The sequence below is a fragment of the Actinomadura sp. J1-007 genome (assembly GCF_009793335.1).
Lineage (GTDB): Bacteria > Actinomycetota > Actinomycetes > Streptosporangiales > Streptosporangiaceae > Spirillospora > Spirillospora yumaensis.
In genome coordinates this window covers 1299760-1325053 of record NZ_WING01000001.1, presented here as the reverse complement: position 1 = coordinate 1325053, position 25294 = coordinate 1299760, and the positions used below count along the sequence as shown (strand labels likewise).

Below are 25294 nucleotides of genomic sequence, written 5' to 3'. Positions count from 1 at the left end.
AGGATTACACCTGGTTCCGGCATGCGGCTTGGGGCACGATATGAAATATTGTGCGGTCGCGTCGACCATGGGCCGACAAATTGATCGTCATGGGACCGAACCGGCGGAGGTTTCATGGTCGTTGACGCGTCATCCGTCCGCCCGCGCGGTTACGGCCCGTGACCCCGGGGCGGGGAGCACGGGCCGTAACCGGCGTTCGAGCGGCCGGGGCCGTCCGTTCGAGCGGTCAGATCCGGTTGACGCCCTCGCGGCGCGCCTGCTCGGCGACGGCGGCGGTCACGGCGGGCGCGACGCGCGCGTCGAACGGCCCGGGGATCACGTAGTCGGCGGTGAGGTCGTCGCCGACGATCCCGGCCAGCGCGTCGGCGGCGGCGAGCTTCATGCCCTCGGTGATCGAGTGCGCCCGCACGTCCAGCGCGCCGCGGAAGATGCCGGGGAACGCCAGCACGTTGTTGATCTGGTTGGGGAAGTCGCTGCGGCCGGTGGCGACGACGCGCGCGTGCCGCCGGGCCACCTCGGGGTGCACCTCGGGGGTGGGGTTGGACAGCGCGAACACGATCGCGTCCGGCGCCATCGTCGCGACGCACGACTCCTGCACGGTGCTGCCGGACAGGCCGATGAACACGTCGGCGCCGCGCAGCGCCTCCTCGGTCGAGCCGGTGCGGCGGGTCCGGTTGGTGATCGCGGCGATGCGCTCCTTGACCGGGTTGAGCCCGTCGCGGCCCTCGTGGATGAGGCCCTTGCTGTCGGACAGGGCGATGTCGCCGATGCCCGCCTCGATCAGGATCTGCGAGACGGCGATGCCGGACGCGCCCGCGCCCGCGACGACCGCGCGCAGGTCCGACAGCGGCCGGCCGGTCAGGCGGGCGGCGTTCTTCAGCGCCGCGAGCGCGACGATGGCCGTGCCGTGCTGGTCGTCGTGGAAGACGGGGATGTCCAGGGCCTCGCGGAGCCGGTCCTCGATCTCGAAGCAGCGCGGCGCGCTGATGTCCTCCAGGTTGATGCCGCCGAAGCTCGGCGCCAGCCGGACCACGGTCTCGACGATCGCGTCCACGTCGGTGGTGTCGAGCGCGATCGGCACCGAGTCGACCCCGGCGAACTCCTTGAACAGCAGCGACTTGCCCTCCATCACGGGCATCGACGCGGCCGGGCCGATGTCGCCGAGGCCGAGCACGGCGGTGCCGTCGGTGACGACGGCGACGACCTTGGAGGTCCAGGTGTACTCGTAGGCGAGCTCGGGGTTGTCGGCGATCGCGGTGCAGACCCGCGCGACGCCCGGGGTGTAGGCCAGGGAGAGATCGTCGGCGTTGCGGACCGGGATGGTGGAGCGGACCTCCAGCTTCCCGCCGCGGTGCAGCGGGAACGCCGGATCGTCATCGAGGGAGAGCGGTTCGGTGGGAATGGGCTCAGCAGCCACAGCGACCCCTGTCAGTGAAAGATGGGCTTGCGGGCGATGCCGCCGCGGTGGTGTGGTCTGGTGGCCGGTCACCTGGTGGACATCTCGCGACGTACGGGGGTCACCCGTTGTCCGATTGTGCCACATGCGGTACCGGCGGCCCGGGGACGGGACGGTGGCGGCCGTCACGTGACCGCCCCCGGCCGTCACGGTCCGCGGCGGCCGCCGCGCGGCCGGCCCCGGGCCGTCACGGTGCGCGGCGGGCCGTGCGCGCACCGTCCGCCGGGTGATCGGGACGTCCGTAGCCGGGCTTCCTTGTTGTCCGATTGTTTCGGAGCCTTAATCCAGATCACGCCACGTGTGCGCCAAAATGTGCTCTTGACCTCGGATCTGCCCGGATCCACCGAACCACCTGGAGGGGGACCTGTGATCACCGGTTCTCTGCGCAGCCGCGCCGTCGCGGCGAGCGCACTCGTGCTGACGGGCGCCCTCGCGCTGTCGGCCTGCGGCGAGAAGAAGGACGACTCGGCCGAGCCGACCGCCAGCGTCACCTCGAAGACGGGCGCCGACCAGGCCCTCGCCGCGAAGGTCCCCGCCGACGTCAAGGCCGACGGCACCCTGTCGGTCGGCACGGACCCCACCTACGCGCCGATGGAGTTCCTCGACACCGACAACAAGACCGTCATCGGCTTCGACACCGACGTGATCAGCGCGGTCGCCGCCAAGCTCGGCCTGAAGGCCGCGTTCACCCCGGCGCCGTTCGACTCGGTGATCCCGGGCGTCCAGTCGGGCAAGACCGAGACCGCGATCTCCTCGTTCACCATCAACGCCGACCGCGAGAAGCAGGTCAACATGGTGAGCTACTTCCAGGGCAGCACGCACTGGCTGGTCAAGAGCGGCAACCCCGCCAAGATCGACATCGAGAACACGTGCGGCAAGAAGGTGGCGGTGCAGAAGGCCACCACCCAGGCCGACGTGGACATCCCGAAGCGCCAGGCGGCCTGCAAGAAGGCCGGCAAGCCGGCCATCTCGGTCGACCCGTACCAGGGGCAGGACCAGGCCACCACCGCGGTCACCTCCGGCAAGGACGACGCGATGCTCGCCGACGCCACGATCGTCCAGTACGCCGTCAAGAAGCTGAACGGCCAGCTCGAGACGCTCGGCCAGCCGTACGACGCGTTCGACTACGGCATCGTCGTCAAGAAGGACCAGACCCAGCTCGCGCAGGCCGTGCAGGGCGCGGTGCAGGCGCTGATCGCAGAGGGGACCATCAAGCAGATCGCGTCCAAGTGGGGCCTGACCTCTGGCTCGATCGCCACCTCGAAGATCAACCCCTGATCCCATGACCGATCTGTCCAAGAGCGGGGAGCCGGAGCGGGCACGGCCGGAGGCCATCAAGGCCGTGCCCGTCCGGCACCCCGGCCGGTGGGTCGCCACGGTCGTCCTGCTCGTGCTCGCCGCGATGTTCGTGCACATGCTGGTCACGAACAAGGCGTTCGACTGGTCGTTCATCGTCGACAACGCGTTCCGGCCCAACATCGTCGAGGGCGTGCGGACCACCGTGCTGCTCACCGTCTTCGCGATGGTGATCGGCATCCTGCTCGGCGCCGTGCTCGCGGTCATGCGGCTGTCGCCGAACCCCCTGGTCAGCGGCACCTCGTGGCTCTACACCTGGTTCTTCCGCGCCGCGCCCCGGCTGGTCCTCGCGATCCTGTTCGGCAACATGGCGATCCTGTACGCCAAGGTCGAGTTCGGGCTGCCGTTCGACGCGCAGCTCGCCGACCTGCTCGGCGTCGACATCGACGGGACGCTGTTCAGCATCAACACCCGCACGTTCCTCACCGGGTTCATGGCGGGCCTGCTCGCGCTGGCGCTGTCGGAGGCGGCGTACATGGCCGAGATCGTCCGCGCGGGCATCATGTCCGTGGACCCGGGCCAGAGCGAGGCGGCGGCGGCGCTCGGCATGTCCCGGCTGCGGATCATGCGGCGGGTGGTGCTGCCGCAGGCGATGCGGGTCATCATCCCGCCGACCGGCAACGAGACGATCGCGATGCTCAAGGACACCTCGCTCGTCGCGTTCGTCCCGGTCACCAACGAACTGTTCTTCCGCCTCCAGGCGGTCGGCAACCGCACCTTCCACCCGTTCCCGATGCTGGTCGCGGCCGTCGGATGGTACGTGGCCATCACCAGCGTGCTGCTGGTCGGGCAGTACTTCATCGAGCGGCACTTCGCCCGCGGCGCCGCCGGCCAGGGCGACGCGCGGCAGCGCGGGCGGCTGCGGGTCAGGGGCATCGGATTCGGCGGCGGAGGAGGAGGCGCCTCATGAGCGGGAACGAGCCGGTGGACGACGCCCGCGAGGGCGCGCCCGAACCCGCGAAGGACGCGGGCCCCGCCAAGGACGCGGCGCCGCCGGAGGGCGCCGCCGGCGGTGCGGGCCAGGCGCCCGACGCGTCCGAGCTGATGGTCAAGGCCGAGCAGGTGCACAAGAGCTTCGGCCGCCTGGAGGTGCTCAAGGGCATCGACCTGAACGTCAGGCCCGGCGAGGTCATGTGCGTGATCGGCCCGTCCGGGTCGGGCAAGTCGACGTTCCTGCGGTGCGTCAACCACCTGGAGAAGATCGACGCCGGGCGGCTCTGGGTGAACGGCCACCTCGTCGGCTACCGGGAGAAGGGTGGCCGCCTCTACGAGCTGCGCGACCGGGAGGTGTCGGCGCAGCGCCGCGAGATCGGCATGGTGTTCCAGCGCTTCAACCTCTTCCCGCACATGACGGCGCTGGAGAACGTCATGGAGGCGCCCTGCGGCGTGAAGCGGCAGCCGAAGGCGCAGGTCCGCGAGCGGGCGCTCAAGCTGCTGGACCGCGTCGGCCTCGCCGACAAGGTGCACGGCTACCCGGCGCAGCTGTCGGGCGGCCAGCAGCAGCGGGTCGCGATCGCGCGGGCCCTCGCGATGGAGCCCGCGCTGATGCTGTTCGACGAGCCGACGTCCGCGCTGGACCCCGAGCTGGTCGGGGACGTGCTGGAGGTCATGAAGCAGCTCGCCCTGGACGGCATGACGATGGTCGTCGTCACCCACGAGATCGGCTTCGCCCGCGAGGTCGGCGACTCGCTCGTCTTCATGGACGGCGGGAGGGTCCTTGAGGAGGGCCGCCCCCGGGAGGTCCTCGCCAACCCCCGCCACCCCCGCACCCGGGACTTCCTCTCCAAGGTGCTCTGACGCGCGGCCCGGCGCGCTCCGGCCCGCACCGCCCTCGGCCCGCACCGCCCTCGGGCGGGTGCGGGCCGGGCTCGTAGGGTGGGGCGCATGTTCGCTGCCACCGCCACGAAACTCGACGCAGACAACCCCCTCGACGGGCTCGCGCTCGGCGAGCGCCCCGACCCCGAGGCGCCGGACGGGTGGACGACCGTCACGGTCCGGGCGACCTCCCTCAACCATCACGACCTGTGGTCCCTCAAGGGCGTCGGGCTCTCCGCCGACCGGCTCCCGATGGTCCTCGGCTGCGACGCGGCCGGGGTGGACGAGGACGGCAACGAGGTCATCGTCCACGCGGTCGTCGGCGACCCGGAGCGCGGCGGCGGCGACGAGACCCTCGACCCGAAGCGGTCGCTGCTGTCGGAGGAGTACGACGGGACGTTCGCCGAGAAGGTCGCGGTGCCGCGCCGCAACCTCGTGCCGAAGCCGCCTGAGCTGTCGTTCGAGGAGGCCGCGTGCCTGCCGACGGCGTGGCTCACCGCCTACCGGATGCTGTTCGACAAGGCCGGGCTCCAGCCGGGCTCGACCGTGCTCGTGCAGGGTGCGGGGGGCGGCGTCGCGACCGCGCTGATCACGCTCGGCGCGGCGGCCGGCTACCGGGTCTGGGCGACCAGCCGGGACGAGGCCAAGCTCACCCGCGCCGTCGACCTCGGCGCGGACGCCGCGTTCGAGAGCGGGGCGCGGCTGCCCGAACGGGTCGACGCGGTGATGGAGACCGTGGGCCAGGCGACCTGGTCGCACTCGCTGAAGTCGCTGCGGCCCGGCGGCCGGATCGTGGTGTCCGGCGCGACCAGCGGCCAGGTGCCGCCCGCCGAGCTGAACCGGGTGTTCTTCCTCCAGCTCTCGGTCGTCGGGTCCACGATGGGCACCCGCGCGCAGCTCGAACGGCTCGCGCGGTTCCTGGTGAAGACCGGCGCCCGCCCGCGCGTGGACCGCACGCTGCCGCTCGCGCGGGCCCGCGACGGGTTCGCCGCGATGGCCGACGGTGACCTCTTCGGCAAGATCGTCTTCACGCCCTGACCGTCCGTCCCGCGCGCCGTCCCGCGCCGCCGCCGCAGCGGGGCGGGGCGGGACGCGGCCCGTGGCCGGGGCGGCCCGGCCACGGGTCAGCGGTCGCGGCGGAAGATGTCGTCGCGGAGGCGTTCTCGGGCGTCGTCCAGCAGGTCCTGGACGGCTTCGAGGTCGTGCTCGCCGAGGCGGGCGTGCTTGGCGCTCTTGCGGACCTCCTCGACGAACCCGCGCAGCAGGCGCTCCAGCTTGAGGCGCGCGACGTCGTCCTTGGTGCCGGTCGCCGTCTTCCAGGCGTCCTCCCAGTTCTGCCGCCACTCCTCCTTCCACGCCTGCTTCTGCTCGCGCCAGTACTCCCGCTGGCGCCTCCACTCGTCCTTCTGCCGGTCGGTGGTCTCGCGCCACGCCTCCTTGGACGTGGCCCGGCCCTGGTCGCGCATCGTACGGGCGGCCTCGGACAGCTCCTCGCGCAGCGTGCGGACCGTCTGCCGGACGTCCTCCTGGACGCCCTTGGCGAACTCCTGGGCCGAGGCGGTGATCTCCTCCTCCAGCTCGGCCAGCTCGTCCATCCGGTGCTCCAGCTCCGCGCGGCCCTTGTCGGTCAGCGAGTACACCTTCTTGCCCTTGACCACCTCGTGGCTGACCAGGCCCTCCGACTCCAGCCGGGCGAGCCGCGGGTAGATCGTTCCGGGGGAGGGGGAGTAGACCCCGAGGAACCGGTCCTGGAGCAGCCGGATCACCTCGTAGCCGTGCCGCGGGCTCTCCTCCAGCAGCTTGAGCAGGTACAGCCGCAGGCGGCCGTGGCCGAAGACGGGGCTCAACTCACTTCTCCGTTCGGGGTGTGGTGATCTCGGGGGCGTCGGCCACGGGGCGGCCGAGGAGCGTGACGCTCCCGGACACCGTGTTGACCGACAGCCGGCCCGAGCCGTCGCCGAGCTTGCCGTTGACGCTGCGCGCGACGGCCCGGTCCTGGCGTCCGAGCTCGGGGAACGAGGTGTCGATGCGCCCGGTGGCCGAGTTCAGCGAGACCTCGGCGCCCGCGTCCTCGGGGATGCGCAGCGCCACCTCGCCGGACACGGTGTTGGCCTCGACGCGGCTCTCGCCCGCGAGGTCCACGTCGGCGGCGACGCGGCCGCTGACCGTACGGGCGGCGAGCCGGTCGATGGAGCCGCCGGCGAGCGTGAGGTCGCCGGAGACCGAGGTGAACGTGACGGCGCCGTCGAGGCCCTGCGCTTCGAGCGCGCCGGACACGGTGTTGGCGTCGACGGTGCCGAGCAGGCCGTCGAGGGTGACGTCGCCGGACGCGCTCTTGATCGAGGCGCGGGCGGTCAGCCCGCTGACGACGGCGTCGGCGGAGACCAGGTTGAGGGTGACCGGGCAGTCGCGGGGAACGGTCACGGTGATGTCGGCGTGGCACTTCTGGGTGCGCAGCCAGCTCAGCACGCCCTCCCACAGCCGCTCGTGGGTGATGGTGAGCATCCCGGCCTCGTGGCCGATCACCAGCGGCGGCCCGTCCACCCCCGTGATCTTGATCGAGGGCCGCTCGGCGCCCGCGCCCCCGGGGCCTCGCCCGCGGAGAAGTCGGAGGCCAGCACCGACACGCTTCCCGAGATCAGGGTGGCCTTGAGGGCGACCACGCCGTCGAAGTCGAGCGTGGTCGGTTCGTCGATCGTCCAACGCGACATCGCGTCCTGCCTTTCGTCCGGGCGTCGTGCGAAGGCGAGTGCTGGGGCACCGGAAGCGGCCCGCTGCGGCGCGGGGGCCCGCGCCGGTCCGCGCGGGCGCCGCTTCCAGTAAACACGATATGTCGCGTCCTCGGAAAGTCAAGATGTATCGCGTTTCGGCCGCAGCTCGATGGCCCCGCGGCCCGATGACCCGGCGGTCCCGGCGCGGGGCCCGGTGGACGGCTCAGTCCTCGTCGGCGTCGTCGTCCAGCCGGGCGAGCCAGGTCGCGAGCCGCTCGACGGGCGTCTCGAACTCGGGGTTGAGGTCCACGAACTCGCGCAGCCGCGAGGCCAGCCACTCCAGGCTGACCTCCTCGGGTCCGCGCCGTTCGGAGAGCTCCTCGATCCCCCGATCGGTGAAGTACACGAACGATCTCCTAGCGGAACGAAGGGGCGGGACGGCGAAGGCTCCGGCGCGCCGCCGCGCCGGAGCCCTCGTCAGGTGGGTGTGCCTACTCGCCGTCGCCGAACAGGCGCGACAGCAGGGCGTCCTGCTCGGCGGCGTGCAGCTTGGCCGACCCGACCGCGGGCGAGGACGACGCCGGGCGCGAGACCCGCGTCATCGTGAGGCCCTCGATGTGGTGCGGCAGCTTCAGCGCCATGAACGGCCACGCGCCCATGTTGGCGGGCTCGTCCTGCACCCAGACGACCTCCGCGCCCTCGGGGTACTTGGCGAGCTCGGCCTTGATCTCGTCGACCGGCGGCGGGTAGAGCCGCTCGACCCGGACCACGGCGGTGTCGTTCGCCCCGGCGGCGTCGCGGGCGTTGACCACGTCGTAGTAGATCTTGCCGGTGGTGAGCAGCACCCGGCGGACCCCGGCCGGGTCGAGGTCGGCGCTGCGCTCCGGGATCACCGGCTGGAACTGGCCGCCCGTGATCTGCTCGACCGTGGACGTCGCCGCCTTCAGCCGCAGCAGGTACTTCGGCGTGAAGATGATCAGCGGCTTGCCCCGGCCCGACAGCACCTGCCAGCGCAGCAGGTGGAAGTAGTTGGCCGGGGTGGTCGGGTAGGCCACCGTCATGTTGTCCTGCGCGCAGAGCTGGAGGTAGCGCTCGATCCGCGCGGAGGAGTGGTCGGGGCCCTGGCCCTCGTAGCCGTGCGGCAGCAGCAGGACGACGCTGGAGTGCTGGCCCCACTTCTGCTCGCCGGACGAGATGTACTCGTCCATGATCGACTGGGCGCCGTTGGCGAAGTCGCCGAACTGGGCCTCCCATGCGACCAGCGCGTCCGGGCGGGTCATCGAGTAGCCGTACTCGAAGCCCATCGCCGCGTACTCGCTGAGCAGCGAGTCGTGCACGTAGAACTTCGACACGCCCTGGCTGAACTGCTTGAGCGGCGTGTACTCCTCGCCGGTCCTGCGGTCGACCAGCACCGAGTGCCGCTGCCCGAACGTGCCGCGCCGGGTGTCCTGGCCGACCAGCCGGACCGGGTGCCCGTCGATCAGCAGCGAGCCGAGCGCCAGCAGCTCGCCGGTCGCCCAGTCGAGCGCGTCGTCCTCGACCATCTGCGCGCGGCGCTGGAGGATCGGCTGGAGCCGCGGGTGGACGCTGAAGCCCTCGGGCAGGCTGACCTGCGAGTCGATGATCCGCTTGACGGTCTCGGCGGAGATCGCCGTGCCCGCCGAGCCGTGGTCGATCGGGATGCGCTCCTCGACGTCGGGCTTGACGACCGAGCCCGGCTCCAGCGGCTTCTTGACCGCCTCGCGGGTCTCGGTGAACGCCCGTTCGAGCTGCTCCTGGTAGTCGCGGAGCGCGGCCTCGGCCTCCTCGACGGTGATGTCGCCGCGGCCGATCAGCGCCTCGGTGTAGAGCTTGCGGACCGAGCGCTTGGCGTCGATCAGGTCGTACATGAGCGGCTGGGTGAACGAGGGGTTGTCCGACTCGTTGTGGCCCCGCCGCCGGTAGCAGACCATGTCGATGACGACGTCCTTCTTGAACGTCTGCCGGTACTCGAACGCGAGCCGCGCGACCCGGGCGCACGCCTCGGGGTCGTCGCCGTTCACGTGGAAGATCGGCGCCTGGATCATCCGGGCCACGTCGGTGGAGTAGACGCTGGAGCGCGAGTACTCGGGCGCGGTGGTGAACCCGACCTGGTTGTTGATGACCACGTGCACGGTGCCGCCGGTGCGGTAGCCGCGCAGCTGCGACAGGTTGAGGGTCTCGGCGACCACGCCCTGCCCGGCGAACGCGGCGTCGCCGTGCACCAGGACGGGCAGCACGCTGAAGCCGGCCTCGCCGACGTCCAGGATGTCCTGCTTGGCGCGGACGACGCCCTCCAGCACCGGGTCGACCGTCTCCAGGTGGGACGGGTTGGCGACCAGCTCGGTGTGGATCTTGGAGCCGTCGCTGGCGACGAAGTCGCCCTCGGCCCCGAGGTGGTACTTGACGTCGCCGGAGCCCTGGGCGCTGCGCGGGTCGAGGTTGCCCTCGAACTCGCCGAAGATCTGCCCGTAGGACTTGCCGATGATGTTGGCCAGCACGTTCAGCCGGCCGCGGTGCGCCATGCCGACGACGACCTCGTCGAGGTGCGCCTTGGCGGCGGCGGAGATCACCGAGTCGAGCAGCGGGATGACCGACTCGCCGCCCTCCAGCGAGAACCGCTTCTGCCCGACGAACTTGGTCTGGAGGAACGTCTCGAACGCCTCGGCGCTGTTGAGGCGGCGCAGCACGTGGAGCTGCTCCTCGCGCGACGGCTTGTCGTGCGGGACCTCGACGCGCTCCTGGATCCAGGCGCGCTCCTCGGGGTCCTGGATGTGCATGTACTCGATGCCGACCGTGCGGCAGTAGGCCATGCGCAGCACGCCGAGGATGTCGCGCAGCTTCATGGTCGGCTTGCCGCCGAACCCGCCGGTCGCGAACTCGCGCTCCAGGTCCCACAGGGTGAGGCCGTGCTGGAGGATGTCGAGGTCGGGGTGGCGGCGCTGCTTGTACTCCAGCGGGTCGGTGTCGGCCATCAGGTGGCCGCGGACCCGGTAGGCGTGGATCAGCTCGTGGACGCGGGCGACCTTGGCGACGTCCTCGTCGTGCCCGGTGGAGATGTCCTTGACCCACCGGACGGGCTCGTACGGGATCCGCAGGGCCTCGAAGATGTCGTCGTAGAAGCCCTCCTCGCCGAGGAGCAGCTCGTGGATCCGGCGCAGGAAGTCGCCGGACTGCGCGCCCTGGATGATCCGGTGGTCGTAGGTGGAGGTCAGCGTCATGACCTTGCTGATCCCCATCCGCGACAGGGTCTCGGAGGACGCGCCCGCGAACTCGGCGGGGTACTCCATCGCGCCGACGCCGATGATCGTGCCCTGGCCCGGCATCAGCCGCGGCACCGAGTGCACGGTGCCGATCGTGCCGGGGTTGGTCAGGCTGATCGTGGTGCCCTGGAAGTCGTCGAGGGTCAGCTTGTTGCCGCGCGCCTTGCGGACGATCTCCTCGTAGGCCGCCCAGAACTGGCGGAAGTCGAGGGTCTCGGCGGCCTTGATGCTCGGCACGACGAGCTGCCGCTGGCCGTCGGGCTTCTGCAGGTCGATGGCCAGGCCGAAGTTGACGTGCTCGGGCCTGATCAGCACCGGCTTGCCGTCGACCTCGGTGAACGCGGCGTTCATCTCGGGCATCGCGGCGAGCGCCTTGACGATCGCGTAGCCGATGAGGTGGGTGAAGGAGACCTTGCCGCCGCGACCGCGCTTCAGATGGTTGTTGATCACGATGCGGTTGTCGATCAGCAGCTTGGCCGGGACGGCGCGCACGCTCGTCGCGGTCGGCACCCCGAGGCTGGACTCCATGTTGGCGGCGGTCCGGGCGGCGACGCCGCGCAGCCGGATCTCCTCCGCGCCCGCGGGGACCGGCGGGGGCGCCGGCCGTGCGGCGGGCTTGGCCTCGGGCTTCGCGCCCGCGGGGGCGCGGTCGGCCGGGGGGCGGTGGCCGGGGGCTTCGGTGTCGGCGGAGCCGCCGTGCCGTTCGCGGCCTTCGGGGCCGTTCCGTCGGTGGCCTGGGGGACCCGGGGCGCCTCGGGGGAGGCGGGGGTCACGGACGTCGGCCGGGAGTCCGGCTGGTAGTCCGCGAAGAAGTTCCACCAGGCTTCGTCAACCGAGTTGGGGTCTTCGAGGTACTTCTGGTACAGCTCGTCGACCAGCCACTCGTTGGCACCGAAATCTGTGTTCTTTGGGTCGGCACTAGTTTGCGACGACTCTGTCGACACGGCGGAGATCGCCCTCTTCCGCAGCTCGCAGGTGAGTTCTGAGACGAGTCAAGGCTACTCGCCTTTCGACCTCGACCATGCAAGTGCGGGGCGACCTCCGCCCGCGACCCCCGTGAAACGGTCGATACCGCCCAATACTTCCGGGCGATCCGGCGGCTTCGGACAGCGGCGAGACGGGATCGGACCAGGGTCCGATCAGTGCGTGTGCGGGGGCACCGTGGGGCCCTCGCTGGCCTGGACGAGCACGAAGCCCTGGCCCTGGTAGGCGAGCTGCATGGCCTCCCCGCTGCCGCGCCCGATGAGCGCTCCCGCCTTGAACGTCCGGTTGACCCCGACCTGGAGGCTGGTGCTCCACGCCACCGCGGACTGGCCGTCGGCGAACGTCGGGGCGCGGCTCGCGTCGAGCATGACCGGGGTGCCGTGCGTCGTCAGCGCCACCCAGCCGGTGCCCTGGAGGGTGGTGTTGAACAGGCCGCCCGCCGCGATCCCGGCGCCCTGGACGCGCTGGATGTCGGACTGGAGGTGCGCGTCGTAGGCGAGGATGTTGGCGCCGTTGACGGTGATGCCCTCGTTCTCCAGGTAGAACAGGTGGATGTCGTCGGCGTCGTTGGCGACGAACAGCAGGCCCTGGCCCTTGACACGCATCGTCGGCACGCCCTCGCCGGTCACGGCCTTCTTGATGAACTTGCCGATGCCGCCGGCGCCCTCGTAGTCGAAGTCCATCTGGCCCTGGAAGGCGACCATGGACCCCTGGCGCGCGAGCACGTCCCCGTTGAGGTGGATCCGGAGCATCTTGGAGTTCTGGAGCGCGAAGTGGCCAGGGAGCTGCTGGCCCTGGTCCATGTTTCCGAAGAACGAACTGCGCATGGTAGGGGGGACCTTTCGTGTCCTGTCGCTGGTTCCCGGACGTGCTAGTGGCCCGGTGAGCCCGTCAGCATAACGGCCGCCCGCGACAGGACCCGAACCTCCGGCCCGCGCCGGGCCCGGCCGCCAAGATCATCGACCGTCCGGCGCCCCCCGGCCGGCGAGGCGCTCGCGGCCGTGCGGGGCCGTCCAGTCGATCAGCGGGCCCTTCGGCACGACGCCGGACGGGTTCACGTTCCGCTGGGTCACGTAGTAGTGCCGCTTGATCTGGTCGAAGTCGGTCGTCTCGCCGAACGCGGGGACGGAATAGAGGTCCCGCGCGTACGCCCACAGGTTGGGATAGTCGACCAGCCGCCGCAGATTGCACTTGAAATGCGAGTGGTAGACGGCGTCGAACCGGGCGAGCGTCGGGTAGAGGCGGACGTCGGCCTCGGTGATGGCGTCGCCGAGCAGATAACGGCGGTCGGACAACCGTTCCTCCAGCCGGTCGAACGTGGCGAACAGCGCGTCGAACGCCTTCTCGTAGGGCTCCTGGGCGGTCGCGAATCCCGCCCTGTAGACGCCGTTGTTGACGGTCGTGTAGACGAGCTCGTTCAGCTCGTCGATCTCCGGGCGCAGCGGCTCGGGGTAGAGGTCGGGCGCGCCGGGGCGGTGCCAGGCCGTGAACTGCGTCTCCATCGTCGTGGTGATCGCGGGGAAGTCGTTGGTCACCATCCGCCCGGCCGCGGTGTCCCACACGCAGGGGACGGTGTAGCGGCCCTGGTAGTCCGGGTCGGTCGACAGGTACAGCTCGGACAGGAACCCGGCGCCGGTCACGGGGTCGGGCTCGGGGAACCGCCAGCCCCGCTCGTCCCGGATCGGGTCGACGACGCCGACGCCGATCGCGTCCTCCAGGCCGAGCAGCCTGCGGACGATCAGCGACCGGTGCGCCCAGGGGCAGGCGTACGAGACGAACAGGCGGTAGCGGCCCGCCTCGGCGGGATGCCCGCTGGACCCGTCGGCGGTGATGGTGTCGGTGAACCGGTTGGCCTGCCGGACGAACCGGCCGCTCTCGATCTCCTGTGCGGTCATGCCCGCACTCCTCCTCCGGTCGTCCCGCGCGAACGGCGGCGTCGTCCTGAGGGCGGAACGCCCCAGAACCCGGGGCCCCGTCCCGATCGTCCTTGAGAGGGATTCGGGGAGGGGCCCCCGTGGCTACGATAACTGTCGGCGCCGCGCGAGGAACCTGGCGCGAGACCCGCACACGCACCGCACCGGACGAGGTGGCCGAAAGCCCATGCTGGAGAACTTCAACGCGCTGGTGGACGGCCTCCCGCCCGCGCTGATCTACCTGCTGATCGCCGCCCTGGTCTTCGCCGAGGCGGCGCTGTTCTTCGGCTTCCTGTTCCCCGGCGAGACGGCGATCGTCGTCGGCGGCGTCCTCGCCAGCCAGGACAAGCTGTCGCTGCCGCTGCTGCTGGTCCTGTCGATCGTCGCGGCGGTGGCCGGCGACTCGGTCGGCTACGAGATCGGCCGCAAGTACGGGACGCGGCTGCTCGACACCCGCGCGATGAGGAAGCACCGGGCCAAGGTCGTCAAGGCGCAGGACCTGATCCGCAGGCGCGGCGCGGTCGCGGTGTTCATCGGCCGGTTCACCGCGCTGCTGCGGGCGCTGATGCCCGCGCTGGTCGGCTCGTCCAAGCTGCCCTATCCGAAGTTCCTGGTGTTCAACGTGATCGGCGGCGTCACCTGGGTCCTGACGTTCACGCTCGGCGGCTACTTCGCGGGCGAGGCGTTCGACCACGCCGCCAAGCTCGCGGGCCGGGGCCTCGCGGTCGGGATCGCCGTGCTCGCCGTCGCCGCGCTGATCGTTTGGGGCGTCCGCAAACACCGCCGCGAGAACGCCGAGGAGGCCGAGGTGGAGGCCGAGGAGGCCGCGGAGGGCGCGGACCGCTCGCTGGAGCAGACCCGCCCCTGACCCGTACCGGCCCCGGCCTGCCCCGGGCCCGCCCGGCGGTCAGGACGCGGCGTTCGGGGCGAGGGCGCGGCCGGTGACCAGCGGCAGGTCCAGGAACGTCCGGATGCCGGGCCCGGCCTCGCACACCACGGGGATCGCGTTGAGGGCGTGGGCGGCGGCGGCCGAGATGCCGTTGGACACCCAGTCCTCGCCGGTCGTCAGGGTGATCGACGGGCGGCCGTGCACGCGCACGGCGTAGCCGGGGCGGCCCCAGTCCGGGACGCGGGCGGCGTCGGCCTTGTGCACCGCCTCGACCGTGATCACCGGATGGCCGCCGACCAGCCCGCTGAACGTCCACCGGGCCGCCGCGACCGTCCCGCGCGGGATCCGCCCGGCCGAGATCGTGAAGTCGACGCCGGCCAGCTTGTAGTCCACGTCCACGTCCACCTCGTCCAGGTCGAGGCCGAGGCCGGCCGCGACCAGGTGCAGGCTCTCGCCGAAGCCCGCGCGCATCATGGTGCGCGCCGGGCGCAGCGAGCGCGCGTACGCCTCCTCGGTCTTCCCGAACCCGACCATGTGGTGGACCATCCGCCAGGACGGGTGGCCCGCGAAGTCGGAGCACTCCCGGGCGTACACGTGGGTGATCTGCCGGGCGAGCCGCGACAGCACCAGCGGCATGAGGTCGGCCATGAAGCCCGGGTTGACGCCGCTGCCGTGCACCGAGACGCCGCCGCGCTTGCAGGCGTCCTCCAGCTCGGCGACCAGGCGCGGGCCGTGGGCGTACGGGTAGACGAGGCCGGTCACCGAGATGAGGTTCTTGCCGGACGCCAGCAGCGCGCAGATCGTGTCGAGGTCGGCGTACGGCTCGCCGGGCGAGCCGGGCGCGTAGACGACGCAGTCGGCGTCGAGGTCGACGACGGCGGACAGGTCGCCGGTGGCGGGCACGCCCACCGGGTCCCGCCCGGCGAGGACGCCCGCGTCGACGCCGACCTTGGCGGGGTCGAACACGTGCACGCCCGCCAGCTCCAGGTCCGGGCGCTCCAGCACGCCGCGGATCACGCAGCGGCCGACCGCGCCCGCGGCCCACTGCACGACGCGGTACGGGCGGTCGCGCCGCGGCCGGGCCCGGTGCGGTCGGGGGTCGCCCGGCTGGCTCGCGGGGGCCGGTTTCATGGGACGGTCCTCCGTGCTCTCGCGGCGGCGGCGACGATTGAGGACACTACGCCGAAGATCCCGTCTCATGCAGTGTTTGGCGCAACTTTCACGATCTAGGTCGGCGTGGGGGACGGACCGGAAATCCCCGTGGTCCGCGCGGCGGGCGGGCCGGGACGGCCCGCCCGCGGACCGGCGCCGGGCGGCCCGGGGGTGCGCGGGGAACGTCCGAGGGGGGCGCGGCCGAGCGGGATTCGGTTTAGTGGTACCACTGGGTAACCCCTGGATGGTTTCCTAGGGGACGTAGTCGGTGCGTACGTGAGGAGACAGGGATGTCGGAACTGCGCTATGACGGCCGGGTCGCGGTCGTCACCGGGGCGGGCCACGGCCTCGGCCGCCAGCACGCGCTGGAGCTCGCCGCGCGCGGCGCCAAGGTCGTCGTCAACGACCTCGGCGGCGACCGCGCCGGTGTCGGCGCCGACGCCGGCCCGGCCCAGCAGGTCGTCGAGGAGATCAGCAAGAACGGCGGCGAGGCCGTCGCCAACCCCGACAACGTCGCCACCCCCGAGGGCGCGCAGGCGATCGTCAAGACCGCGCTCGACACGTACGGCAAGGTCGACATCGTCGTCAACAACGCCGGCATCCTGCGCGACAAGTCGTTCAAGAACATGTCGCCCGAGGAGTTCGACTCCGTCATCGCCGTGCACCTGCGCGGGTCGTTCCTGGTGGCGAGCGCCGCGTGGGCGCACCTGCGCGAGCAGGGCTACGGCCGGATCGTCAACACCTCGTCGCCGGCGGGCCTGTTCGGCAACTTCGGCCAGGCCAATTACGCGACGGCCAAGATGGGCCTGGTCGGGTTCACCAAGACCCTGGCCCACGAGGGCGCCAAGTACAACATCAAGGCCAACGCCATCGCCCCGGTCGCCTGGACCCGGATGACCGAGGACCTGCTGCCCGCCGACTTCGCCGACAAGCTGGGCGTCGAGCAGGTCACGCCGCTGGTGGCGTTCCTCGCGCACGACAGCAACGAGGACTCCGGCGAGGTCTACACCGTCGGCGGCGGCCGGATCGCGAAGATCTTCGTGGCCGAGGGGCCGGGCTGGGGCCAGAAGCGGACCCTGTCCGTCGAGGACGTCCGCGACAACTGGGCCGCGATCAACGCCCAGGACCCGCTGACCGTCTTCAAGAACGTGGGCGAGCAGATGGGGCCCCTCATCCAGCAGCTCACGTCCTGATCCGTGGGCGGTCTGAAGCTCGACCGGCGGGACGGGGTGCTCACCGTCACCCTGTCCCGCCCCGAGCGGCTGAACGCGGTCACGAGCGAGCTGACCGAGGAGCTCATCGACGTCCTGAACGGCCTGATGCGCGACCCGGACATCCGCGTGGTCGTGCTCACCGGCGAGGGCCGCGGATTCTGCTCCGGCATGGACCTCCAGGGCGACGGGCCCAGCTCGGGCAGCGGTTCGGGCGGGGATGACGGGTCCGGCGGCGGGCAGGGGCGCGTCCAGCGCATCTACGCGGGCATCGCGCGGGGCGGTGAGGTGACGGCGCGGCTGCGGGAGATCCCGCAGCCGGTCGTCGCGGCGCTGCACGGGCCGGTCGCGGGCATGGGCGTCTCGTGGGCGCTGGCGTGCGACCTGCGGGTCGCCGACCCGACGACCCGCTTCGTCGTGCCGTTCACCGATCTCGGGTTCTCGGCGGGCGACTGCGGGCTGTCGTGGCTGCTCCCGCGCCTCGTCGGGCCCGCGAAGGCCGCCGAGATCGCCTACCTGGCCGAACGGTTCGACGTGCGGCGGGCGGACGAGCTCGGCCTGATCACCGAGCTGGCCGAGGAGGGACGGGACCTGGAGGCCGCGCAGGCGCTCGCGGGCCGGCTGCTCGCCAAGGCCCCGTTCGGCCTGCGGCGGACCAAGGAGCTGCTCAACCTGGCCGTCGACGCCCCGGGCCTGCGGCAGCAGCTCGCGGCGGAGACGGGCGTCCAGACCCTGGGCTTCTTCACCGAGGACCTGGTCGAGGGGATGACCGCGACGCTCCAGAAGCGCCGCCCGTCCTTCAAGGACCGCTGAGCCGGAGGCGTCCGCGGGCGCGCCCGGCCGCGCCGCGCCGCCGTCATGAGCCCGTCATGACGGCGGCGCGCCGCGTTCCGGCGCTGTTCCGGCGCCGTCCGGCCTCGCCGGGGTCAGCCGCCGAGCGCGTTGCTCAGGGCCTCCACGTAGCGCAGGGCCGCGAGGCGCGCGAGGGCCGGGTGGGCTCCGAGCGGGGCCGAACGGCCCGCGCCGACGACGGCCGCGGCGGCGGCGATCCGCTCGTCGTCGGCCTCGGGCCCGATCAGGTGGGGCGCCACCGCGAGCGCGGCGGCGCCGGAGCCGCGCAGCTGCTCGGCGGCGGACTTCAGCGCGGCCTCGTCGTCCAGCGGGGCCGTGAACACCGGCGCGGCCAGCCGGGACGCGAGCAGCACGCTGGTCACCTCGGCCTGCCGGACCGCCGTTGCGTCGCCCGGGGTGGCGACGATGACGCCGGAGGCGGCGGTCACCATCGTCATCATCCGGATCCGGTCGGCGCGGGCGAGGCCCGCGTCGGCGAGCCGGTCGTGCAGCGCCTCGGCGATGAGCGGGTGCGGGCCGAGCGGCTCGGCCGCGACCGCGGGGGCGGGGGAGCCCGCCACGATCTCGCGCAGCGCCGCCTCCGGCGCGGGGTCGGGGCCGGTGATCAGCGGTACCACCACCGCCGCCGGCTCGTCCTGGCGCTGCTGCCGCAGCCCGGACAGCACCGCGCCGAGGTGCGCCTCGTCGCCCTCCAGATGCCCGACGTGCACGGGCTGTCCGGTGTGCTCGATCTCGACGTACCGGGCCAGCTCGGCGGCGATCTCGGCGCCGGGGGGCCGGCGCGCGGGGCCGGGTACGGCGAGCACCAGGGCGGGGGAGCCGGGGGGCAGCAGGAACGATTCGTCGCCGCGATGTCGGCCGCCGCGGGGCGTACGGCGGCGCCGCGACGGAAGTGCCTCGGATGCCTGGCTTTCGGGACTCACGGCGGGAATCGTAACGCTGTCGGTGCCGGGACGGAGATTCCCCGGCCCCGCAACGCCGGGCGATGGGTGCAATTTGGGGTGAACTGGCGTGAAAAGGTCGGAAGTTGGGACGGACGGCGCCCGCGCCCCTATGATCTTGCGACGACCGTCCGTCCGGGGGACGCCCCCGCAACGCCCCCAGCGACGGGGAGCCCGGCGCCCTGGTCCGTTCCAGGCCGGGCGCTCCCGTCAGGGACCCGAGGTGAACCCGATGACGCAGACCAACGGGGCCGGCGAGATGAACTGGCTCCTCAACGACTTCGCCGAGCGCGTGCCGACGGTGCGCCAGGCGGTGATCCTCTCCCGCGACGGCCTCGCCGTCGCGGCCTCGCGCGAGCTCGGCCGCGAGGACGCCGAGCATCTGTCCGCGCTCGCGGCCGGGGTGCAGAGCCTCGCGCGCGGCGCGGGCCGCCACTTCGCGGGCGGCAACGTCCGCCAGACCATCATCGAGATGGACGCGCTGCTGCTGTTCGTGACGGCGGCGGGCGACGGCACGTGCCTCGCGGTGCTGGCGTCCGCCGAGTCCGACGCCGGGCTCATCGCGTACGAGATGGCCGTGCTCATCAAGCGCGTCGGCCGCCACATGCAGGCCGCGCCGCGGGTCGGCGCGGGCGCGCACGCGGGCGGCGCCGCCCCCGGCGGCATGGGGCCGGGCGGGACGGGCGGCGGCATGGGCAGTGGAATGGGCTTCGATCCGCGCGGGTGACCCCGCCGTGCGCGCGGACCAGATCCGAACAGGATTCGGACCGCCGAAACCCCCGGCGAGCCCGACGTAGTAGGCTCCGCCAGACCCCCGTACACCCCGCCTCGGGAGGTTTCCCCGCATGTCGTCCCCCCGACTGCCAGAGGACGCTCTCGCGAGCCTGCCCGAGGACGCCGCCCCGGACCGGATCCCGGGCCCGGACGCCGGCGCCCGCGCCGCCGCTCCCGCGGGCGCGGCCGTGAGCAGGGCCGCGGACGGGACCGGGGCGCCGTGATCGCGCGCCGGCTCTCCTCCATCCGGGCGAGGATCACGCTGCTGGTCCTCGTGCCGCTGCTCGCGCTGGCCGGGCTGTGGATCTTCGCCACGAGCGTCACCTACGGGGACGCCGCGCAGCTGCTGTCGAGCAAGGAGTACCAGGACAAGTCGGTGCTGCCCACGCAGCGGCTGATCGACGCGCTCCAGAAGGAGCGGCGGCTGTCGCTGGCCCAGATCGGCGCGCCCCGCACCGCCGACCGCGGGGCCCTGCGGGCGCAGCGCGAGTCCACCGACGACGCCGCGGACGCCGTCCGCCGCCACAGCGGGGACGGCGGCCTGCGCGACGCGGTCACCCCCGAGGTCGTCGAGAAGATCGACGCGCAGGTGGCGCGGCTCGGCACGCTGGAGGCGGTCCGCCGGGGCGTGGACGACCATGCCGACCGCCCGCGCGTGCTGGAGCAGTACTCCGCGCTCATCGACTCCTGCTTCGCCGTCTACTACGCCACGGTGCCCGGCAACGGCACCGTCGCGATCGACGCCCGCACGCTGACCTCCGTCGGCCGCGCCCGCGAGTACCTGGCCCGCGAGGACGCCCTGCTGACCGGCGCGCTCGCCGCCGGCCGCCTCAGCGCCGCCGAGCGCGGCCAGTTCGCGCAGCTCGCCGGCGCGCAGCGGACCCTGTACGCCGACACGATCCCGACGCTGCCCGGCGCCGAGCGCGCGCGGTACGAGCAGCTGACCTCCTCGCCGGAGTTCGTCCAGCTCCGCTCCCTCGAAGACCAGGTCATCCGCGGCGCCGAGCACCCCGCCCGGACCCCGCGCGACGGCCAGGCCACCGGAACCGGCGGCCACACCGCCCGCACCCCCGCGCAGCCCGAGGGCCAGGGCGAGCGGGGCGCCGCGCCGCGCACCGTCCGCGCGAACGGCACCGTGCCGGAGGCGCCCGTCTGGCGGACGATCGCCGACACGGCCAGCAACCGGCTCTACCAGTTCGAGAACCGCGTCCTCGACCGCGTCACCGACGACGCCGAGGGCATCGCGGTCGGGGTGTTCGTCCGGCTCGGCATCGCGGGCGGCCTCGGCCTGATCGCGGTCGTCCTGTCGGCCTACATCGCGTTCCGCGTCTCGCGGCGGCTGCTGCGCGAGTGCCGCACGCTCGCCGCGGGCGTCGTCGACTTCACCCGGCAGCGGCTGCCGCTGCTCGCCGAGCAGGTCCGCGCCGGGCAGCCCGCGGGCGCCGACCTGAGCGACCTGCCGCGCTACGACTACCGGCTGGAGGAGATCCGGCAGATCGCCGAGTCGTTCGACCGGGCCCGCGAGGCGGTGCTGGTCGCCGCGGCGGGCGAGGTCGCCGCGCGGCGCGGCATCAGCGAGGTGTTCGTCAACCTCGCCCGCCGCAACCAGGCGCTGCTGCACCGCCAGCTCAGCCTGCTCGACACGATGGAGCGCCGCACCGAGGACCCGGCCGAGCTGTCGGACCTGTTCCGCCTCGACCACCTCGCCACCCGGATGCGGCGGCACGCCGAGGGCCTGGTCATCCTCGCGGGCAAGACCGCGGGCCGCGGCTGGCGCCGGCCCGTCCCGCTGGTGGACGTGGTGCGCGGCGCGGTCGCCGAGGTCGAGGACTACCCGCGCGTACGGGTCCAGCCGCTGCCGCGGATCGCGCTGCTCGGCTCGGCCGTCGCCGACGTGATCCACCTGCTCGCCGAGATCGTGGAGAACGCCACCACGTTCTCGCCGCCGCAGTCGCCGGTGCGGGTCAGCGGCCACCCCGTCCCGAACGGCTTCGCGATCGAGGTCGAGGACCGCGGGCTCGGCATGACCGACGAGGCGCTGCGCTCGGCGAACGCGCGGCTGTCGGACCCGCCGGAGTTCGACCCGTCCGACAGCGCGCAGCTCGGCCTGTTCGTCGTCGCGCGGCTCGCGCGCCGCCACGACGTCAAGGTCACCCTGCGGCACTCGGCGTACGGCGGGACGACGGCGATCGCCCTCATCCCGTCCACCCTCATCGTCGAGGCGCCCGACCCCGACACGGGGGGCCGCCGCTCCACCGGGCCCATGCGCACCCTCCCGAAGCCGGCGACGGCGCTGGAGCCGGCGCGCGCGTCGGCGGGCACGCCGCCGCAGACCGCCGGGATCGTCCGGCTGGTCGCGGAGGCCGAGCGGTCGCCCGAACCGGTCCCCGAGCCGCGCCGCGCGCCCGAGCCCGAACGCCCGCGCCCCGCCCCGCAGCACGCCCGCCCGGAGCCCGAGCACACCGAGCACACCGAGCGCGCCGAGCCGAAGCGTGCCGCGCCTGAACGCGTCGAGCCTCAGCGCGCCGAGCCGGAGGCGCAGGCGCCGCTCGCGGAGGGCGGGCTGCCCAAGCGCAGGCGGCAGACGCACCTGGCGCCCCAGCTCCGCGAACGCGTGGACGCGCACCTGGCCGCCGAGGGCCGGGCGCCGCAGGTTCCCGCGGACGCCCCCCTGGCCGCGCCGGTCCCGGACGCCCCGCGGCCCGAGGCCCCAGGCCCGAGGCCCCGCGCACCGAGGCTTGGGCCCCGGACGGCGGCGCGCCGCGTCCGGCTCCGGAGGCGGCGCCCGGGGCGCGGACGGAGAGCGGCGACCTGCCGGACGCCGAGGTCCCCGACGGGGAGGCCGTGGAGGCGCAGCGCTCGCCCGAGGCGATGCGTTCGATGATGTCCGCCATGCAGCGCGGCTGGCAGCGGGGCCGCCACGAGGCGGCCGAGGCAGGGCAGACCCCGAGTGAGCAGGAGGACGACACCACATGACAGAGGCACAGCACCCAGGCCCGGACGCCGCGGGCGCCGCGGGCGGCGAGCTGAACTGGCTGCTCGACAGCCTGGTGCAGCGGGTGGCCCAGGTGCAGAACGCGGTGGTGCTGTCGAGCGACGGCCTGCGGATCGCCGCGTCGCGCGGGCTCGCCCGCGAGGACTCCGACCACCTGTCCGCGGTCGCCGCCAGCTTCCAGAGCCTGGCGCGCGGCGCGGGCGAGTCGTTCGGCGGCGGCGCGGTCCGGCAGACGATCGTGGAGATGGAGTCGGCGTTCCTGTTCGTCACCGCGGCCGGGCGCGGCGCGTGCCTGGCGGTCCTCGCCGACTCCGACGCCGACCTCGGGATCATCGCGTACGAGATGGCGATGCTGGTGACCCGCGTCGGCCAGCACCTGTCGGCCAACCCCCGGGCCGTCCCGCTCGCCGGGCAGGCCGAGCCGGGCGGCGCGTAGGATGTCCCGCTCGGGAGGGACCGGGCCCGGCGGGGCGGCCTGGTTCGACGACGCGGCCGGCCCCGTCGTGCGCCCGTACGCGCTCACCGGCGGGCGCACGCACTACGACGGCGACGTGTTCGACCTCGTCGCGCTCATCGCGTCGGTGGACGGCGGCGGCGCGGCGGGGGACGGGCCGGGGCCGGGCCCGTCCGCGCCGCCCTGGGCGCCGGAACCCGAACATGAGATGATCTTGGAGCTTTGCCGCACCTCGCTGTCGGTCGCCGAGATAGCGTCGGAGCTGGAACTCCCCTCGGGGTCGTCCGGGTCCTGCTCGGCGACCTGCTCGATCACTCGCTGATCCAGGTCAGGCGCCCCGCGCCGGTGGCCCAGTTCCCCAGCGAGCGCGTACTCAAGGAAGTGATCGATGGAATCCGTGCGCTCTGACGCGGGACCGCCTCAGGGCGAGTCCGCGCTGACCGTCAAGATCCTTGTCGCCGGCGGCTTCGGCGTCGGCAAGACGACCCTGGTGAGCGCGGTCAGCGAGATCCGGCCGCTGCGCACCGAGGAGGCGCTCACCGAGAAGAGCGTCGGGATCGACGACACCACCGCCGTGGCGCAGAAGACGACCACGACGGTGGCGATGGACTTCGGCCGGATCACCCTGCCGAACGGGCTGGTCCTGTTCGTGTTCGGCACGCCCGGCCAGGACCGCTTCTGGTTCATGTGGGACGAGCTGGCCAAGGGCGCGCTCGGCGCCGTGGTGCTCGTCGACACCCGCCGCCTGGCCGACTGCTTCCCCTCGGTCGACTACTTCGAACGGCGCGGCGTGCCGTTCATCATCGGCGTCAACCACTTCGAGGGCGCCGGGAAGCACTCGCCCGACCAGGTCCGCGACGCGCTCGACCTGCCGTCCGACATCCCGGTGATCAACTGCGACGTGCGCGACCGCGAGTCGGCCAAGCACGTCCTGATCACGCTGGTCGAGCACATCATGCGGACGATGAGCGGGCGCCGGGACCCCGGAGCGCTCACCTACTGACCCGCTGACCCTCCCGCGCCGCTCGCGTCCCGTCGAGCCCTGGCGCGTCACCGCCCCCGGCCCCAGGGCCGAGGGGATCCGGGCGAGCCCCGGCCGGTGACGCGCCGGGGCTCGCGCCGTCGCACGCCCTGCTTTGTCCTGTGAGTGGAGAAAGTTCGCGAAATCTGGTGCAAAGGTCTTCTCAGCGCGGCGAAAGCCGGTTACGGTCGCGCCAGGCCCGGACGCGGGCCGCCCCGCAGGGCGGCCGGAACGGGCCCCGAGCGGACCCCGAAGGGACGGCGTGATGCGCATGTCGGCTCGACCGCAGAACGTGCACCAGGCACGCCTGCTGCGGCTGCTGCGCGACGAGGGCCCGCGTTCGCGCGCCGAGCTGGGCGACGTCGTCCGGCTGTCGCGCTCGAAGCTGGCCGTCGAGCTGGACCGGCTCGCCGGGCTCGGCCTGGTCGAGTCGGCGGGGCTCGCGGCGTCGCGGGGCGGGCGGCGGTCCGGGATCGTCCGGCTGTCGCCGAGCCTGCGGTTCGTCGCGTTCGACATCGGCGCGACCTCGATCGACGTCGCGGTCACCGACGGCGGGCTGGAGGTCCTCGGGCACGTCAGCGAGCCCTGCGACGTGCGGCAGGGCGCGACGGTCGTGCTGGAGCGGGCCCTGGACCTGTACGCCGGGCTCCGCGACCGGGGCCTGGTCGAGGGCCAGGTGCACGGGACGGGCATCGGCGTCCCCGGGCCCGTCAGCTTCCGCGACGGGATGCCGGTGGCGCCGCCGATCATGCCGGGCTGGGACCGGTTCCCGGTGCGCGAGGCGATCGGGCAGGAGCTCGGCTGCCCCGTCCTGGTCGACAACGACGTGAACCTCATGGCGCTCGGCGAGCTGCACTCGGGCCTCGCCCGCTCGGTGGACGACTTCCTGCTCGTGAAGATCGGCACCGGCATCGGCTGCGGCATCGTCGTGGACGGCGCGATCTACCGGGGCGTGTCCGGCAGCGCGGGCGACATCGGCCACATCCGCGTGGCCGACGACGGCCCGATGTGCGCGTGCGGCAACGCCGGGTGCCTGGAGGCGTTCTTCGGCGGCGCCGCGCTCGCCCGGGACGCGGCCGCCGCCGCCCGCTCGGGCCGTTCGCCGCAGCTCGCCCGGCTCCTGGAGGACCACGGGGAGCTGGCCGCCGCGCACGTCGCCGAGGCCGCCGCCGCCGGGGACGCCGAGTCGGTGCGGCTCGTCCGCGAGGGCGGCCGGCACGTCGGGCAGGTGCTCGCCGGGCTCGTCAGCTTCTTCAACCCTGGCCTGGTCGTCGTCGCGGGCGGCGTCGCGGGCCTCGGGCACACCCTGCTCGCGGAGATCCGCGGCGTCGTCTACCGCCGGTCGCTGCCGCTCGCGACCGGCAACCTCCCGATCGTGCTGTCCGAGCTCGCCGGCGCCGCCGGGGTGATCGGCGGCGCCCGGCTCATCAGCGACCACGTCTTCGACCCCGCCTGACCCCTCACACCCCTCACACCCCTCCGCTGTCCC

General features: G+C 73.0%; 21 protein-coding genes and 2 pseudogenes. 13 read left to right on the top strand and 10 right to left on the bottom strand.

Annotated elements, in window-relative coordinates:
- Nucleotides 1–226 precede the first annotated feature (226 nt).
- Entirely contained in the window at nucleotides 227–1417 is a 1191-nt protein-coding gene (locus tag GEV43_RS05970; RefSeq protein WP_160819819.1) for an NADP-dependent malic enzyme, read from the bottom strand.
- 405 nt (nucleotides 1418–1822) lie between these two features.
- On the opposite strand from GEV43_RS05970, the gene GEV43_RS05965 reads away from it, so the two are divergent.
- The 4 genes from GEV43_RS05965 to GEV43_RS05950 all read left to right on the top strand — a co-directional run bounded on the left by GEV43_RS05965 (nucleotide 1823) and on the right by GEV43_RS05950 (nucleotide 5665).
- A complete protein-coding gene (locus tag GEV43_RS05965) occupies nucleotides 1823–2734 on the top strand; it encodes an ABC transporter substrate-binding protein (protein ID WP_309239475.1) in 912 nt (303 codons plus the stop codon).
- Nucleotides 2735–2738: 4 nt separating this feature from the next.
- On the top strand, nucleotides 2739–3722 hold the full coding sequence (locus tag GEV43_RS05960) for an amino acid ABC transporter permease (protein WP_160819818.1): 984 nt from the start codon (nucleotides 2739–2741) through the stop codon (nucleotides 3720–3722).
- Nucleotides 3723–3856: 134 nt separating this feature from the next.
- Nucleotides 3857–4609 (top strand): amino acid ABC transporter ATP-binding protein, encoded by a 753-nt coding sequence (locus tag GEV43_RS05955; RefSeq protein ID WP_160824337.1) that lies wholly within the window; start codon nucleotides 3857–3859, stop codon nucleotides 4607–4609.
- Nucleotides 4610–4696: 87 nt separating this feature from the next.
- The gene (locus tag GEV43_RS05950) at nucleotides 4697–5665 is read left to right on the top strand and encodes a zinc-binding dehydrogenase (RefSeq protein ID WP_160819817.1); all 969 of its coding nucleotides are present in this window, start codon (nucleotides 4697–4699) and stop codon (nucleotides 5663–5665) included.
- Between the two features lie 86 nt (nucleotides 5666–5751).
- On the opposite strand, the gene GEV43_RS05945 is transcribed toward GEV43_RS05950, so the two are convergent.
- The 7 genes and pseudogenes from GEV43_RS05945 to GEV43_RS05915 all read right to left on the bottom strand — a co-directional run bounded on the left by GEV43_RS05945 (nucleotide 5752) and on the right by GEV43_RS05915 (nucleotide 13498).
- Entirely contained in the window at nucleotides 5752–6474 is a 723-nt protein-coding gene (locus GEV43_RS05945) for a PadR family transcriptional regulator (RefSeq protein WP_160819816.1), read from the bottom strand.
- Nucleotide 6475: 1 nt separating this feature from the next.
- The gene (locus GEV43_RS05940; RefSeq protein ID WP_160819815.1) at nucleotides 6476–7171 is read right to left on the bottom strand and encodes a DUF4097 family beta strand repeat-containing protein; all 696 of its coding nucleotides are present in this window, start codon (nucleotides 7169–7171) and stop codon (nucleotides 6476–6478) included.
- A complete protein-coding gene (locus GEV43_RS05935; protein ID WP_160819814.1) occupies nucleotides 7150–7338 on the bottom strand; it encodes a hypothetical protein in 189 nt (62 codons plus the stop codon). The genes GEV43_RS05940 and GEV43_RS05935 overlap by 22 nt, the downstream gene beginning before the upstream one ends.
- A gap of 223 nt (nucleotides 7339–7561) precedes the next feature.
- Nucleotides 7562–7744 (bottom strand): DUF6104 family protein, encoded by a 183-nt coding sequence (locus tag GEV43_RS05930; protein WP_160819813.1) that lies wholly within the window; start codon nucleotides 7742–7744, stop codon nucleotides 7562–7564.
- A gap of 85 nt (nucleotides 7745–7829) precedes the next feature.
- Nucleotides 7830–11563: pseudogene (locus GEV43_RS05925) on the bottom strand (multifunctional oxoglutarate decarboxylase/oxoglutarate dehydrogenase thiamine pyrophosphate-binding subunit/dihydrolipoyllysine-residue succinyltransferase subunit).
- Nucleotides 11564–11758: 195 nt separating this feature from the next.
- On the bottom strand, nucleotides 11759–12430 hold the full coding sequence (locus GEV43_RS05920; RefSeq protein ID WP_160819812.1) for an AIM24 family protein: 672 nt from the start codon (nucleotides 12428–12430) through the stop codon (nucleotides 11759–11761).
- A 129-nt stretch (nucleotides 12431–12559) separates the two neighbouring features.
- A complete protein-coding gene (locus GEV43_RS05915; RefSeq protein WP_160819811.1) occupies nucleotides 12560–13498 on the bottom strand; it encodes a glutathione S-transferase family protein in 939 nt (312 codons plus the stop codon).
- Between the two features lie 205 nt (nucleotides 13499–13703).
- Between GEV43_RS05915 and GEV43_RS05910 the strand changes: the two genes are divergently transcribed.
- Nucleotides 13704–14384, top strand: a complete 681-nt coding sequence (locus tag GEV43_RS05910; protein WP_160819810.1) for a DedA family protein — start codon at nucleotides 13704–13706, stop codon at nucleotides 14382–14384.
- Nucleotides 14385–14423: 39 nt separating this feature from the next.
- Here the strand turns inward: GEV43_RS05910 and GEV43_RS05905 are convergent, their stop codons facing one another.
- Entirely contained in the window at nucleotides 14424–15536 is a 1113-nt protein-coding gene (locus GEV43_RS05905; protein ID WP_160819809.1) for a dihydrodipicolinate reductase, read from the bottom strand.
- 311 nt (nucleotides 15537–15847) lie between these two features.
- Between GEV43_RS05905 and GEV43_RS05900 the strand changes: the two genes are divergently transcribed.
- Both GEV43_RS05900 and GEV43_RS05895 read left to right on the top strand, forming a co-directional pair.
- On the top strand, nucleotides 15848–16750 hold the full coding sequence (locus GEV43_RS05900; RefSeq protein WP_160819808.1) for an SDR family oxidoreductase: 903 nt from the start codon (nucleotides 15848–15850) through the stop codon (nucleotides 16748–16750).
- A gap of 3 nt (nucleotides 16751–16753) precedes the next feature.
- Nucleotides 16754–17581, top strand: coding sequence for an enoyl-CoA hydratase/isomerase family protein (locus GEV43_RS05895; protein WP_160819807.1), 828 nt, complete (start codon nucleotides 16754–16756; stop codon nucleotides 17579–17581).
- A gap of 113 nt (nucleotides 17582–17694) precedes the next feature.
- Here GEV43_RS05895 and GEV43_RS05890 read toward each other — a convergent pair whose 3' ends face one another.
- A complete protein-coding gene (locus GEV43_RS05890; protein WP_160819806.1) occupies nucleotides 17695–18543 on the bottom strand; it encodes a sirohydrochlorin chelatase in 849 nt (282 codons plus the stop codon).
- A gap of 250 nt (nucleotides 18544–18793) precedes the next feature.
- Here GEV43_RS05890 and GEV43_RS05885 point away from each other — a divergent pair, with 250 nt between their 5' ends.
- The 6 genes and pseudogenes from GEV43_RS05885 to GEV43_RS05860 all read left to right on the top strand — a co-directional run bounded on the left by GEV43_RS05885 (nucleotide 18794) and on the right by GEV43_RS05860 (nucleotide 25261).
- On the top strand, nucleotides 18794–19288 hold the full coding sequence (locus GEV43_RS05885; RefSeq protein ID WP_160819805.1) for a roadblock/LC7 domain-containing protein: 495 nt from the start codon (nucleotides 18794–18796) through the stop codon (nucleotides 19286–19288).
- 267 nt (nucleotides 19289–19555) lie between these two features.
- A complete protein-coding gene (locus GEV43_RS05880; protein WP_206681074.1) occupies nucleotides 19556–22219 on the top strand; it encodes a nitrate- and nitrite sensing domain-containing protein in 2664 nt (887 codons plus the stop codon).
- 88 nt (nucleotides 22220–22307) lie between these two features.
- Nucleotides 22308–22766 carry a roadblock/LC7 domain-containing protein gene (locus tag GEV43_RS05875; protein ID WP_160819804.1) on the top strand — a complete coding sequence of 153 codons (459 nt, stop codon included), beginning with the start codon at nucleotides 22308–22310 and terminating at the stop codon, nucleotides 22764–22766.
- A 1-nt stretch (nucleotide 22767) separates the two neighbouring features.
- A pseudogene (locus GEV43_RS05870) lies at nucleotides 22768–23192 on the top strand (DUF742 domain-containing protein).
- Nucleotides 23173–23787, top strand: coding sequence for an ATP/GTP-binding protein (locus GEV43_RS05865; protein WP_160819803.1), 615 nt, complete (start codon nucleotides 23173–23175; stop codon nucleotides 23785–23787). The pseudogene GEV43_RS05870 and the gene GEV43_RS05865 overlap by 20 nt, the downstream one beginning before the upstream one ends.
- A 289-nt stretch (nucleotides 23788–24076) precedes the next feature.
- Entirely contained in the window at nucleotides 24077–25261 is a 1185-nt protein-coding gene (locus GEV43_RS05860) for an ROK family transcriptional regulator (RefSeq protein WP_160819802.1), read from the top strand.
- Nucleotides 25262–25294: the final 33 nt, after the last annotated feature.

Excerpts from the sequence above, each read along its gene's own strand:
- GEV43_RS05950 (WP_160819817.1), top strand. The coding sequence starts at position 4,697 with ATGTTCGCTGCCACCGCCACGAAACTCGACGCAGACAACCCCCTCGAC.
- GEV43_RS05900 (WP_160819808.1), top strand. The coding sequence starts at position 15,848 with ATGTCGGAACTGCGCTATGACGGCCGGGTCGCGGTCGTCACCGGGGCG.
- GEV43_RS05860 (WP_160819802.1), top strand. The coding sequence starts at position 24,077 with ATGTCGGCTCGACCGCAGAACGTGCACCAGGCACGCCTGCTGCGGCTG.
- GEV43_RS05920 (WP_160819812.1), bottom strand. The coding sequence starts at position 12,430 with ATGCGCAGTTCGTTCTTCGGAAACATGGACCAGGGCCAGCAGCTCCCT.
- GEV43_RS05885 (WP_160819805.1), top strand. The coding sequence starts at position 18,794 with ATGACGCAGACCAACGGGGCCGGCGAGATGAACTGGCTCCTCAACGAC.
- GEV43_RS05865 (WP_160819803.1), top strand. The coding sequence starts at position 23,173 with ATGGAATCCGTGCGCTCTGACGCGGGACCGCCTCAGGGCGAGTCCGCG.
- GEV43_RS05905 (WP_160819809.1), bottom strand. The coding sequence starts at position 15,536 with ATGAAACCGGCCCCCGCGAGCCAGCCGGGCGACCCCCGACCGCACCGG.
- GEV43_RS05875 (WP_160819804.1), top strand. The coding sequence starts at position 22,308 with ATGACAGAGGCACAGCACCCAGGCCCGGACGCCGCGGGCGCCGCGGGC.
- GEV43_RS05910 (WP_160819810.1), top strand. The coding sequence starts at position 13,704 with ATGCTGGAGAACTTCAACGCGCTGGTGGACGGCCTCCCGCCCGCGCTG.
- GEV43_RS05935 (WP_160819814.1), bottom strand. The coding sequence starts at position 7,338 with ATGTCGCGTTGGACGATCGACGAACCGACCACGCTCGACTTCGACGGC.
- GEV43_RS05955 (WP_160824337.1), top strand. The coding sequence starts at position 3,857 with ATGGTCAAGGCCGAGCAGGTGCACAAGAGCTTCGGCCGCCTGGAGGTG.
- GEV43_RS05915 (WP_160819811.1), bottom strand. The coding sequence starts at position 13,498 with ATGACCGCACAGGAGATCGAGAGCGGCCGGTTCGTCCGGCAGGCCAAC.
- GEV43_RS05960 (WP_160819818.1), top strand. The coding sequence starts at position 2,739 with ATGACCGATCTGTCCAAGAGCGGGGAGCCGGAGCGGGCACGGCCGGAG.